Source organism: Aquiflexum sp. (assembly GCF_041751335.1).
Classification (GTDB): Bacteria; Bacteroidota; Bacteroidia; order Cytophagales; family Cyclobacteriaceae; genus Aquiflexum.
Genome location: NZ_JBGSXS010000269.1, coordinates 1 through 13,691, shown reverse-complemented (window position 1 = coordinate 13,691; position 13,691 = coordinate 1). Strand labels below are relative to the sequence as shown.

Here is a 13,691-nt window from a genome sequence, read left to right as displayed (position 1 = left end):
TTGCGGGCATTGGATTATTTGGATTCCAGGGAAGATGTTGATAAGGAGCGGGTGGCAACTATGGGTATGTCCATGGGAAGTACAATGGCTTGGTGGCTTGCCGCATTGGATGAGCGGATTAAAGTGGTGGTGGATCTGAATTGTTTGACGGACTTCCATACCCTTTTGGAAAAAAATGACCTCAGCCTACATGGTATTTATTATTATGTCCCTGATTTATTGAACCACTTTTCTACTTCAAAAATCAATGGATTGATTTCACCCCGTCCTCATTTTGGTCTGGCGGGAAAATTCGATCCCCTGACCCCATTGGAAGGTTTGTCAATCATTGATGAAAATCTGAAGAAAATTTATGCAAAAGACGGAGCCCCCGAAGCATGGAAATTAAAAATTTATGAAGTGGGCCATGAGGAAACAGCTGAGATGAGGGAGGATATTTTACAATTTCTGAGGGATTGGTTGTAGAGGTTTTTTCTTTGCATCAGCCAATGAAATCCCGAAACCTTTTAAAAGAAACATTCTCTTCCAACTTTACTCTGCCCCCAATCTTCCAATTTTCCAATTTTAAATTTTTCAATTAAGAATACCGAACATCGAATGATAAAGTAAGACATCGCCAAGATTGAGCCCCTCAATCCCCAAACCCATACTCCCTTTCCACCAAACAAATCCTGGCCTTAAAGGTAGAATACCATTTTTCACGCCCCATTTTTTGGGCAAACAAGTGTTCGGAGACCATTTTCCAATTACGGATGGCTTCGAGGCTTTTCCAATAACTGACAGTGATACCAATGCCGTCCCGGGCGGATTCATGACCTAGGTAACCCGGCTGTTTTTGGACCAATTGGACCATTTCCTCGGACATCTGCTGGTAACCTTCATCTACGTTTGTCCGAATACTTGTAAAGATGACAGCGTAATAGGGAGGCTTGGGTGTGTTTGCTATTTTGCTCATATTGATAGTAGTTAAACATATTATTCTCAAATTTGGATATTCAGTTATGAAAAATCACCTTTTTTTCTTTTTCTTTTTGTTGACAGTATTTGCGGCTTCGGGGCAGCAGGTTAGGCGATTGGGCATGGAAGGGAGTTATGGTTTTATCATACCGCATTCCTCTGAACTCCGCTCCATTTCGGAGAGCAATCCATTTGGCTTATCTGTACATTATCAGCTAATGAAACAGGATAAAAAAAACTGGGATGCCTGTAATTGTTTCCATTATCTCGGGATTCAAGCTTCCTATCACAACTTTGGGAATCGGGACGTATTGGGCTCGGCTTACCATCTATCAGGAACCTTTGAGCCTATCTTGTGGAAAAATGGACCTTTCTCTCTCACCGTGCTTACAGGAATTGGTCTCAGTTACTTGGATCAGGTTTATGACCCAATTCTCAATCCTGATAACCTGTTCTTTTCATCTCCTTTAAGTTTCCTAGGCTTCGTCAATCCAAAATTAGAATACAGGTTTGGGGATGATTGGGGCGTAAATCTCTCATTGGCTTACAACCATATCTCCAATGGCGGCCAAAGTCAACCCAATAAAGGAATCAATTACCCCATGATGGGAATCGGGATCAACCGATATTTTGAGTCGTCATCATTTCCAAAGCATGAAAAATCAATCTTGCCTCGTACCGTCCAATGGTATATGGAAATTGCTTATACCAACCGGGAGTCAAATTGGTCTGAGGGCAGAAAGCCTGTGTTTACGGTTTTGGGTGGATTTCATAAAAATCTGACGGCCATTAACGGATTGGGCGTAGGTATAGAATTCACCAAAGATTACGCTTTGGAGGTCGAAAACAGCAGGATAGAGGCATTGATGCCGGCGCCTTTTATTGCCCATCATTTTTTATTTGGAAGATTTGATTTCAACCAAAGGATGGCTGTTTATCTCAATAAGCCAATGGGCTACCATGATTTCATTTTTTACCAGCGCTATAGTCTTATGTATAGGATGGTCCAGAACTTCTCAATGGGATTTTCACTCAAAGTCCATGGGCATGTGGCCGAAAATATTGACTTTAGGATATCCTATAGATTCTAGTTCCCAGAATCTGCTTCCGTCTTTTGTCTCTATGGTGAAACTGGTTCAAACTTCAATCCCGAAAGGCCTGCTTGACGTCAGGTAGTGATTGAATACCGACAGGTTAAATGCCCCGGGAGAATCCCGGAGGAATCAGGAAATCCACTCCAATCCTAACTACCCCGAAGTAGGTTGAATCCAAACTTTCAGTGTTGGGAATCTTTAGATCACTGACATCTTTTATCTTGTGTCTTATGTCTTGTGTCTTATGTCTTATGTCTTGCATCTTCTTCTTCGGACTTCAGACTTCATCATTTCTCCTTCCCCAAATATTCATTGGGAGTCATCTGATAGGTTTCTTTGAAGCATTTGATAAAATAGGATGGGGAACTAAAACCTACAGCATAAGCAATCTCTGAAATCGAATCACCTGATTTCTCAAGTCTTTGTAGCGCAAGTCTGAGTCTTTGGTCGCGGATAAAAGCTGATGTTGAGAGACCGGTAAGTGCAGTTAATTTTCGATGAAGCTGCATTCTGCTCATGCCCAGCTTTTTACAGAATTCATCCACGGTGAGGTTGGAGTCTCCAAGATCCTCATCGACTATGTTTTGGATTTTCTCGAGGAATTTTTCATCTGTGGATGTGACTGCAATTTCATTGGGGGCAATACTGGTTTTGCCGGAATACCTAATTCTTAGATCCCTTCTCAACTCGATCAATTTCTGAATCCGTACCAAAAGCTGTTTGATGCCAAATGGTTTCAGCATGTAGTCATCTGCGCCTACTTCCAGCCCTTTAAGGATATTATCCTCCTCGGATTTTGCAGTAAGTAGAATGATTGGGATATGGGAAGTTTTTTCATCTGATTTGAGTGTTTGACAGAGTTCTATACCATCCATCTCAGGCATCATCACATCTGAAATAATTAAATCAGGGATTTTTTTTAAGGCTAAAAACAGACCTTCACGGCCATCTTCGGCTTCAATTATTTTATAATAAGGCTTGAGTTCACTGATAATAAAAGACCTAACTTTGAAATTATCTTCGACCACTAGGACAAGAGGAGCGTCTTCACCGGCGATAAATTCATGTCCTTTGGGTTTTTGGATTTCATCGAATTCCTCTTCCTCAATCACTAGTTCGGGTCTGAACGCATACTTCTCAACCGGAATAGTGATGTTAACTTCAAAAAAATCTTTTTCCTCAAGGTGAAGATCAATATTACCTTTATGGAGTTCTACCAAGTCTTTGACCAAAGGAAGGCCAATCCCAAAACCTTCAATTTTGGTGTCCGGCTTATAGAATTTGTCAAAGAGATGAGAAATTTCTTCTTTGGTATATTTGACCATGCTGTGGTTGGCAACCGTTAGATGCAACTGAGAGTCTTTGATTTTAGATTTGACCAAGACTTCGGTGCCAGGTCTACCGTATTTGATGGCATTCTGCAATAGATTACCTACTATTTTTTCAATTTTGTCAGGATCAAACCATACCTCTGTCATCAATGGGATGTCTGTCCTGATCCTAATGTCTTTCTCAGCTGCAAAATAGAAAAAATTGGACACGATGGACTGTAATAGTAGCCCTATGTTCCCTTTTTGGATCCTCAGTTTTAGTTTTCCTGATTTGATTTTTGAAACTTCCAGCAACTGATCCACAAGGTTAAGCAATCGTTGGGAATTCTGTTTGATCAGATTGAGCTGGGATTTGAATACCGGGTTTTCTGACTGGCTCATCAGCCTTTCTACAGGTCCGGCTATCAGTGTCAGCGGTGTTCTGAATTCATGGGAAATGTTGGTGAAGAAATTGGTTTTGAATCTATCAATTTCCATAAGCCTGTCAGCTTCTTCTTCTTTCATTTGGATCAGGATTTTTGTCTTCCAGCGCCATTTGAGGTATTGGTAAATCCAGACTATTGCCAAAATAAAAAACAGTAAATAGGCCAGTTTTGCCCAAGTGCTCAGGTACCATGGAGGTAGTATGGTGAATTGGAAGGAAACGGGTTCTTCAGACCAAACCCCGTCATAGTTGCTGGATTTAGCCAGAAAATTATATTCCCCCGGGGACAAGTTGGTATATCTTGCTTGATGGTTGTTTCCGGACTGAACCCAGTTATCATCATGGTTTTCAAGTTTGTACTGGAATTCATTTTTGTCAGGAGAAGAAAACACCAAACTTGCCATATTGATGGTTAGCGTATTTTGATTATGTTTCAGTCTGATGTCCTCAGTGATGGTGATAGGTTGGTCAAAAGTATATAAGCCCGTAATAGCTGTTTTTGGTGGGATTTCATTTAGAGAGATATCCTCAGAATTGAACCAATAGAAACCTTCCAAACTCCCAAAATATAACGAACCATCATTATTTTTAAAATATGCCCCGGTATTGAATTCCGTAGCCAGTCCATCATAATTGGTATAATTGGTAATGGCATAAGCAAGGTTTTTGGAAGGTTGTAGGGCTATTTTTGTAATACCTTTGTTGGAGCTCAGCCAGAGATTGTCAGCAGCATCGGGCAAAATACCGTAAATAACGTCATTGGCCAATCCATCTTTGGTTGAAATTCTGCTCAACGCTCCATTGTCAATGTTAAGGGCATTGATTCCGGACCCGTTGGTTCCGATCCATAATGTGTTTTTTCCGTCAAAGTATAGGGATTTGATACTGTTGGAGGAAATGGAGTTGGGATCATCATGTTGATGTGCTATGGGATAGAATCTTTCTGAATCAATTTCAAATCTGGCTATACCTTGATTTTCAGTCCCTATCCACAATTGACCTTTTGGGCCTTCTTCAACTGTACGGATATTGTTGCCGGGGATACTGTTGGAGTCATTGGGGTCATGGGTAAATTTCCGCACCACACCTTTTTGGGGATCAAACTGGATCAGCCCATCATTCCGGGTCGCTAGCCAAAATCTTTCTTCACTGTCTTTGAATATTTTCCAAATGGTATTGCTTGGTAAGGGAACCCTACTTTCTGCATTATAGTGGGTGAAATGGCCTTTTTCTAGATCCATAATACTGAGTCCCTCTTCCTGATAGCCAATCCAGAGCTTGCCCGCACCATCTCCCATTAAGCTCATGACCCTATCACTTAAAATGCTATTAGTCGATTTTCCTTCACTTGACAAGGTTTTCCATGTTTTGGTCTTTGGATCAAAAGAGGTAAGACCTTTCCCTGATGTTCCTATCCATATTCTGTCTTTTTCATCCACATACAATGCCCTTACCACATCAATATTGATATTTTGAGGTACTTGTTGGTTGTGAAAGAAATTGAATTTCTCTAGGTAAGTATCATGAAAACTCAAGCCAGCACCATCAGTTCCAAACCACAAAGTCCCGGTGTAATCTTCAAAAAGACAAAGGATATCATTATAGTATACCGATCTTGGATTCTGTTTCTGGTACACATAATTGTTTGAAGTTTTTTGTTTTATGTTCAACTGAATGATTCCCTGTCCATAAGTTGCTGCCCAAATCCTTCCCTTTGTATCCATCATGATATCCAAAATCATTCGCTTTTCAATATTTGCCGGAAGATTATCAAAAACAGAAGTGATTGGTTTGATGGATTTTTCACCTTTTGAGATCAGCCAGATTCCTGCATTCAAGGTGCCTATCCAAATGTTTCCTTCTGGATCAGTGATAGCACATGAGTAGATGTTGTTGTCATTGGGTAATTGGAAATAAGTGACTGCTTGATTTTGTGTATTCAAGAATACCACACCATCTTTAAATGTCAATAAGAGTTGACGCTCATCAAAATCAGAGATGTCCAATATCTCTCGAGCTGGGTCCGTCCAGACCATATCCGGAGATTGAATGCTTTCATTCCATTTGAAAAGCTGCCCCGAAAATGTCCCTATCCAAATTTCTCCATTAAGGTCTTCATGTAAACTGTTTGCGGCATTGATACCTTTTATCGGGATGAATTCATTTTTCAAGGGATCCAAAAGTTCTGGAACTGATGATTCAGGAATGATCCAAATCCTGTTTTTGCCATCAGCGAACACCTTGCCCAATTGCAAATGTGATTCCTGAGTTATATCTGCAAATTTTTTGTTGAATACCTTAAATTCTCTGCCGTCAAACCTGTTCAGCCCTTCCTGGGTAGCAATCCACAAAAACCCGACTGAATCCTGCGTCACGGAGACAACGGAATTTTGGGAAAGCCCATCATTTACAGATAGCTGTCGGAAGGATAAGTCTGATTGACCAAAGATTGGATTTGCCATAATGAGGATTATGGCTATTAGACTTAGGGGTTTTATGATTTTGAAAAACTGTCTCATGCAAAAGAATATCAGCTTTTAATTTGCAAATAATCTTTTATATGGTTTTCAATTGTATAAAATTGTTCATAACAGGAGTGGTTTTGTCTATAATCAGTCAAGTTTCCAATCTAAATTCCAAGAATTCTTGCCAAGCCTCAAAGTCATGGCATGAATAAGTGTGGCTCTAAGTCTTGCTATAAATTGTTTTTATAAGCTCGGAATGGGTCGTAAAAAGAAAAAAACATCTGATTTGCCATGTTTTTTATATTTTAGGCATTAAATTATTAAGTGACTTTGAAAACCTGTTCCATCTATTCCTTGGCATGATAAGAGCAATAATTATTGATGATGAACCCAAATCCATCCAATCCCTTGAATGGGATTTGAAATTTTTTTCAGAGCAGATTCATGTTGTCGGCACTTTTGACAATGTAATCGATGCCATCAGGAAAATTGAGGGATTGATACCGGATGTGGTATTTTTGGATATTGAAATGCCGGAAATGGATGGATTTCAGTTTTTAGAGTACTTTAAAGATAGAAAATTTGAAGTGGTTTTTGTAACTGCCTACGCGGAACATGCTATCCATGCCATCAAAGAAAGGGCCCTGGATTATTTGTTAAAACCGATTGAAAAGGAAGATTTGACTTTGGCAATCAAAAAAATAAGTCAAAACAAGAAGAGAAGAAATTTGTCAGAAGTGTTTCAAGATGAAAAATTGGTCTTTCAGGGAACCAGGTTGAAAATCAATTCAGATGATAAAATGGTATTTCTAGATCCCGCAGATATTGTTTATTGTGAAAGTGATGGCAGTTATTCAAGGATCATTACCGAAAATAATGATGTGGTGTATATATCCAAAAAATTGAAGTATCTTGAGGAAATGCTTCCCTCCGAACTGTTTTACAGAATTCATAACAGCTATCTGATCAACCTCCAAAAGGTAAGCTTATTTGAAAAAAACTCCTCCAAAGTAGTATTGGTATCAGGGATTTCTTTACCGGTTTCCAGATTAAAGAAATCAGGATTTTTGAGCCGGTTTTAAAGAATTGAAATGATAGAAAGTCACGGTATAAGATCTTGGATGTCGGTTCTTGAAAACAGCAATTTCAACGGTTTGGGTTGGGCGGTTACCAGTATCCTTTTTTATCTTTCAATTTACCACTTCTTTTTGTACATCAAAAATAGAGAGCGGTTTTATCTTTTTTACAGTGTCTATGCTTTTATCAACGCAGTGAATCTTCTCAAAAGGGTAAAAGGTGTATTTACAGAAGATATATATAATGCTTGGCCGGAATTGTTTATCCATGCCAATTTCCCGATACAGTTTGCAAGTTATTTGGTGTTTTCATTTTTCATCATGGAAATCCTTAATTTCCAAAAGCACTACCCAAAGTTCAAAGTATTTTTCATAAGGTACGCTATTATCATTAGCTTGATATTTGGTGTTTTGGTTGCAGGTAGGTATTTATGGGATGGATATGAAATGATGAGGAATTTTTACATGAAAATTTTTTATCCTATCACCCTTTTGTTCACATTGTTCGGAATTTACCTTGTTGTAAAAATACCTGAAAAGGTAAAATATTATATTCTTACAGGCTTCTTGTCATTAGGGATTTTTACCTTCATTTTTGCTTTCCTGACCTTTGGTAAGGATGTGAGTATTACCAATAAGTATTTTTACCTTTTTTATATCCCTGTCCTTTTAGAGAATTTCCTATATACTTTCGCTTTGGCCATCAAACAAAGAGAAGTTTACGATGAGAAAATTTCCATAAAAAAAGAACTTATTGACCAAGAAGAGGTCAATGAATACCTGAGAAGTCAGCTCAATGAAAAATTGAAGGAGGAGTTGGTGCGCAAAGAGGAAAAAATCTATTCACTTGAAGCAGATGCCAAAGAACAACGGATGGCCAAATTGAAAGCCGACTATGAGAAGGAAATCACCCTGCTTCATCTACAGTCGCTCAGAAATCAGATGAATCCCCATTTTATTTTTAATGCACTCAATTCCATCAAGGTTTACCTGATTGAAAATGACAAGGAAAATGCTGTAACCTATCTCAATAAATTTGCAAAATTGATCCGTATGGTGCTCGAAAGTTCAAGGATGTTCAGCATATCATTGGGGGAGGAGCTAGATATTGCTAGGCTGTATATCAGTCTTGAATCCATTAGGTTTGAAAAAAGCATCCATTTTGATCTCATTGTTGGGGAAGATGTAGATCTTGTAAACAGCAAAGTACCCCCTTTGATCTTACAGCCTTTCCTTGAAAATGCCATTTGGCATGGGCTTATGTCAAAGAGGGGTGATAAAAGCATTACTTTACAAGTTTTGAGATTTGGAAAAAACTTAAGGGTTTCTATAAGAGATAATGGTGTCGGCAGGAAAAAATCAGAAGAAATGATGGTCAATAAGTCCATAAAAAAACAGTCTCTTGGTATAAAACTGAATTCAGAGCGCCTTCGGTACTTCAACGAAAGTGAACATGTAGAATATCGTTTCGAATTCATTGATCACACTGTCCATTCCGGTCAAGAAGGTACTGAGGTGGTGCTTTATCTGGATCAGGCCGCAACTTGATAAGCAAATATGCAAATGGTAAATCCAAAATAGATTACCAGTCCCTCTAAAATGTTACAATTTTATTATAATGTGATACAATCAATATATCCTGTTGGTTTCTGCAATTCTATATTTGTCATCATTTTGATTAAACCCGGCAATAATGATGATAGAAAATCAAAAAATAGAAAAAAAAGCATCAAGGATTCAAACCCTTATTTTGATACTTTTAACTTTAGGGATTTCATGTCAAAAAAACGACACTTCCCAAAAGACAATCTCTGAAAAATCCCAGAACTTAACGGGCATATCCATTCAGGATTTGGCTTTAACAATACCCGTCACCCGAGAAGAGCTTAAAAAGTGGATTCCAGATCAAATCGGGGAATTCAGTATCATTAAGACAGTCATTGGATATAAGGAGTCGGTAGAAATGAGTGCCATCAAAGCCACTTATAGTCATCAGTTAGATACATCAAAGCAAGTGGTATTAGAGATCCTTGATGGTGCAGGTCCGGTTGCTTCTGTCCTTTTGTCGGGAAGTATCCAAAAACTGAACCTTGATTTTCAGGAATTAAAACCTGATGGTTATTCCAGAATCCATGAAAGGAACGGGCATAGGGTATGGGAGGTAGAAAACACCAAGGAAGAGGTTGCGGAACTTGAATTCATTCATGCGGGTAGATTCCTTGTTACCCTAAAAGGCCATCATCTCCAGAATGAGGAATTGTGGTCTTTGCTGGATTCCCTTGATTTCAAAACCCTTAAGTAATTGGCTTTTTCATTCTCATCATCCTTGCCATAGACAGTATCCGCTCCTATCGGCACGCAAGTCTCGTCTCTCGCTTCTCGCTTCTCATATCTCTCTTATTTATAGATTTCCCCACTATGTTACACCAGTATGATACTTTGATACATGATTGATATGGTTAGGGGCAGCAATGAAATAAATTTGACCATTCAAAACTTTTAAATGTATTACCAATAATCAATTGTAAAATATGAAAGCTTCACTAATTCTTTGTTTTATGTGTTGTTTTTCCTGGGCCTTTGCACAGGAAATTACAGGAAATATCAAAAACCATGAAAAATCCGATATGGATTTGGTCCTGATGCTATTTGGGATGGATTATCCGATTTCAATTGGCACTGTTAATAAAAAGGGGCAGTTTACTGCTAACCTTGAAAATGCCAGTTTGGATAATATCCCTAAGGAAAACCTAGCCATGTCAAGTGGAGAACTTTATTTTAATTTCTACTTCAAATGTGCCCGTGATGCTTTTGGAGATAATTATAACAAAATGGCCGCAAGTCAGGATTTTGTCAGGTTGACCAAGAATGGAGATTGGGCCGGTACGGTGTTTTTGGTTTCTGATGAAGGACTGCGGCCTTGGATTGAGGACTCCGGCTATAACAATGCCATAAAAGGTTCTTTTTATGAAGTGATGTATGTAGAAGAGGATTTAAGTTTGAATATGACCTGCACCAGTAGTGTTTATGCATCCGATAATGAAGAAGTAGAAACTGAATACATTTTTGATATCCAATTGAAAAAGGGCTTCAATTGGGTGGAATACACCATAAATGAAGTGTATGAGACAGATCCCAATATCAGGGCATCTTTTCCTTCCAAAGTAACCATCAGCAATATGAAAGATCCTTCCAAAATGCTTTGGGTAGGTACTTATTACTAATTCTTTAAAATTTAAATTATGAAAAAATTATTAATGATCAACTGGGCCTTACTTGCTGTGATGGTTTCCTTTGCAAGTTCAGGTTGTGGAAGCAAAGATGGTGATGATGGTATGGATCCTAATGATAACAACAATTCAGGATATTTTGTAAAAGCAAAAGTAGATGGTACGCAGGTAGAATTCAAAACCGAAAACCTATTGAGTGGTGAAATAAGTTCCTCATTACCGGATATATATGATTTGGCTTTGATGGGAGGAAGACAAGTGAGTGGACAATCTGGTTTGGCAGAATCTATTACAATTGTATTAAGGGAAACCGCTCCCATTGCCGAAAAAGGTTATACCGGACTTGTTCCATTTGAGTTTGGTTTAAAAGGGGTACTTCTTGGATACGCCTATGATGTTGAAGATATAATTTTCACGACTGATGTTACTAATCCGACTGTTAATCTTGAGATCACTGAAATCAGGCAAACTTCCATCAAAGGGAAGTTCAGTGGTGTTGTCAAGGATTTTCTCAGTGGAGAGACCAAAACCATAACTGAAGGAGAGTTTTTTGTACCGAGACGGAATTGATTTTGAGGGTGACTATTTAATTGAAACTTAAACACTGATTCCTAACCTGTCCACTTAACTTGGACAGGTTTTTTTTATTAATGTTACATCAGTGGGATTTTTTGGTACAATTCTTTTATCTCAATCGGTTCATTGGAGATATATTTGATTCATTATTAACCAACAAATTTATTTAAAAATAGGAAATACACTTTTTCCCTTTTGATTTTAACTTATAAAATTCTGTATCATGAAAACTTTAAAACTCACACTGATTACCTTCCTGCTGTCGATACTTTTGATTTCTTGTGAGGACAGCAATTCGCCCACAGGAGTAATAAACCCTGAAAAATTCACAGCGGTCGTTGTTGGAGATGTCAGTACCGAAATCACTTTCGATGAAGATAAATTAATGGCTGTTGCTGGTGGGGCAGATTTCGAAGATGAATCAAACTCATACCTAGCAATCACACCTTCTGGAGAGTCTTCTATGGTCATTAATCTGTATCCTCCTGATAACCATCCAAGAAGCAATGATGTCATTTCGATCACCATCAAAACCATAACCCCTAAACCCTGGACAAGGGACAAGGAATACACGACAGCATATATTAATCAACTGCAGAATTTTGAGGAATACGCAATTGTATCTTACTGGAATGATGAAGACAGAAGGGATTATGTATCCTATTATCGCTTTGAATCCAGCAATGATAAGATCAAATTATGGCGAGAGGGCAGATTGCTCAAAGGTTCTATTAGAGTTCTTCAGTTAACGAATTTTAACGGGTCCCGAATGGTAACCATCGAAAGACTGGATTTTGAATTGAGACCTGAAGATGATGATTTGACAGACTAACCTTAAGATTATGAAAACAACCTATTTGCTTTTCTTCCTTTTTATTTTGAACTGCCAATTGAATGACCAAGACACTTTATCGGGCATTATCTATAATTATTCAGATGGAAAAGGTCTGATCATTTCCTATGATTTAGTGACTGGGGAAAAATACACTTGGGGAAAAATTGATGATGAAGGTTTGATTACAATTCCTTTGTCAGACACTTACTTGGATGATATCAAGAAAATGGCTGCTAAAGCCCAGAAAAAAGCGCCAAGAGGGTTTACATTAAAACTGCCTACTGTCGAAAATACTTTTACATGCAGGTATCCTGATATGAAATTTGAAAATCCCGGTTATTTGGTTTCCGGCTTACCGGACTTACTGCTTACGGACAATAAGAAAAAAGCGGAGAACGGAAGGATTTACGCCGTTAACAATCCGATCATTGCAAATTGGTTGCATAATTACGAGCAAGGGGATATTGCAATAGGATATTATTTGATGTTTTATTTTGCTGAGGATAAAGCTTCTGCAAAAGGTACATGTATGACCGCCAGCTATACAGGTCTGGGTGATGAGAATTATGACAAGTTTACGATTTTTGACCTTGAACTTTCAAAAGGTTGGAACATTGTGAAATATGAGATTGATGAGGTGTTTGAATCAAAGAATGGCGGGATTTTTCCAGAGGTAATTAAAGTCACAAAATCGGATGATTTGCCAGATGACCTTACTTGGGTGAGGGTTAAGTAAACCTGATTGATTTTTTAATATTTTTTTCAAAAAACTGTATTTTAAATCACGGTAAGGGTGGATTTAGGTTAAATTGTTACAGGAGTAGGATATATTGTTACATGCTTTATATCCTTTTTTTAATCTAGATATCATTTTTGTTCTGGAGACTGTTAGTTTCTTTTTGGATTACCAAACACATTGAAAAATTTTCACCTAATGAGTCCTAATTATGAGCTACAATTACCCAACATTCATCCAGCTTTTAAAAACCATTGTTTTTTCTTTGGTTTTCTTTTTAGGGAGTCACGATGTTTTTGCTCAGGCACCAACGACGCCCTCTTCTAATCTCAATATTTCGAATATTGATGGGGACAGGTTTTATGCAAGTTTTACCCGTGGAAATGGTGCAAGAAGGATAATCATCGCCAGCACCAGTCCTGTAACTGCTGTTCCAGTCAACGGGGCAGATTACCTGGCAGGGAATTATGGTCTTGGAAACGAGATTTCTCAGGGACAATTTGTGGTTTACAATGGGACAGCAAATCAAACCTGGATTTATGGTTTCAATCATTCAACCACTTATCATCTAAAAATCTTTGAATATAACGGAACCAATTTCACCACTGAATATCTTACGGCAGAATTTTTGGAAGGAAGTGCCACTACCCTTACTGCACCTACTGTTCAAGCGAGTGCGCTTACTTTCAGTAATGTAACGGGTTCAGGCATGTCACTTTCATGGACTAATGGTAATGGAAATGGGAGGGTGATTATCGGTAAAGCTGATGGACCTGTGGATGCAGAACCACAGGATTTGACCAATTATGGAGGTGGTTCGGGTTCGTTTACGAACGGCACCAATTTAGGCAACGGTAATTTTGTGCAATATTCCGGTGGAGGTTCGGGTACAAATCTCAGCGGACTTGATCCGAGTAGGACCTATCATTTTGCCATTTTTGAGTACACCGGAAGTAGTGGAAGGGTT

General features: G+C 38.4%; 12 protein-coding genes. 10 read left to right on the top strand and 2 right to left on the bottom strand.

What is annotated here, in order from left to right; all coding sequences use genetic code 11:
- Positions 1–465, top strand: a 465-nt coding sequence (locus ACEW8U_RS14800) for a dienelactone hydrolase family protein (protein ID WP_373522826.1), incomplete at its 5' end; no start/stop codon positions are given.
- 166 nt (positions 466–631) lie between these two features.
- Here ACEW8U_RS14800 and ACEW8U_RS14795 read toward each other — a convergent pair.
- A complete protein-coding gene (locus ACEW8U_RS14795) occupies positions 632–955 on the bottom strand; it encodes an antibiotic biosynthesis monooxygenase (RefSeq protein WP_373522825.1) in 324 nt (107 codons plus the stop codon).
- Positions 956–1,001: 46 nt separating this feature from the next.
- On the opposite strand from ACEW8U_RS14795, the gene ACEW8U_RS14790 reads away from it, so the two are divergent.
- Complete coding sequence (locus ACEW8U_RS14790) at positions 1,002–2,048, top strand: acyloxyacyl hydrolase (protein ID WP_373522824.1); 1,047 nt, start codon at positions 1,002–1,004, stop codon at positions 2,046–2,048.
- Positions 2,049–2,338: 290 nt separating this feature from the next.
- Here ACEW8U_RS14790 and ACEW8U_RS14785 read toward each other — a convergent pair whose 3' ends face one another.
- Positions 2,339–6,268: a two-component regulator propeller domain-containing protein gene (locus ACEW8U_RS14785; protein ID WP_373522823.1), complete on the bottom strand. Its 3,930-nt coding sequence runs from the start codon at positions 6,266–6,268 to the stop codon at positions 2,339–2,341.
- Positions 6,269–6,630: 362 nt separating this feature from the next.
- Here ACEW8U_RS14785 and ACEW8U_RS14780 point away from each other — a divergent pair, with 362 nt between their 5' ends.
- The 8 genes from ACEW8U_RS14780 to ACEW8U_RS14745 all read left to right on the top strand — a co-directional run.
- Positions 6,631–7,353 carry a LytR/AlgR family response regulator transcription factor gene (locus tag ACEW8U_RS14780; protein ID WP_373522822.1) on the top strand — a complete coding sequence of 241 codons (723 nt, stop codon included), beginning with the start codon at positions 6,631–6,633 and terminating at the stop codon, positions 7,351–7,353.
- Between the two features lie 9 nt (positions 7,354–7,362).
- Positions 7,363–8,895, top strand: a complete 1,533-nt coding sequence (locus tag ACEW8U_RS14775) for a histidine kinase (protein WP_373522821.1) — start codon at positions 7,363–7,365, stop codon at positions 8,893–8,895.
- 145 nt (positions 8,896–9,040) lie between these two features.
- Positions 9,041–9,649, top strand: coding sequence for a hypothetical protein (locus ACEW8U_RS14770; protein WP_373522820.1), 609 nt, complete (start codon positions 9,041–9,043; stop codon positions 9,647–9,649).
- A gap of 229 nt (positions 9,650–9,878) precedes the next feature.
- Positions 9,879–10,571 (top strand): hypothetical protein, encoded by a 693-nt coding sequence (locus ACEW8U_RS14765; RefSeq protein ID WP_373522819.1) that lies wholly within the window; start codon positions 9,879–9,881, stop codon positions 10,569–10,571.
- A gap of 18 nt (positions 10,572–10,589) precedes the next feature.
- Complete coding sequence (locus ACEW8U_RS14760) at positions 10,590–11,147, top strand: hypothetical protein (protein WP_373522818.1); 558 nt, start codon at positions 10,590–10,592, stop codon at positions 11,145–11,147.
- Positions 11,148–11,376: 229 nt separating this feature from the next.
- Positions 11,377–11,985, top strand: coding sequence for a hypothetical protein (locus tag ACEW8U_RS14755; RefSeq protein ID WP_373522817.1), 609 nt, complete (start codon positions 11,377–11,379; stop codon positions 11,983–11,985).
- Between the two features lie 10 nt (positions 11,986–11,995).
- A complete protein-coding gene (locus tag ACEW8U_RS14750; RefSeq protein ID WP_373522816.1) occupies positions 11,996–12,724 on the top strand; it encodes a hypothetical protein in 729 nt (242 codons plus the stop codon).
- Positions 12,725–12,935: 211 nt separating this feature from the next.
- The coding region (locus ACEW8U_RS14745) for a hypothetical protein (RefSeq protein ID WP_373522815.1) at positions 12,936–13,691 on the top strand (756 nt) is incomplete at its 3' end.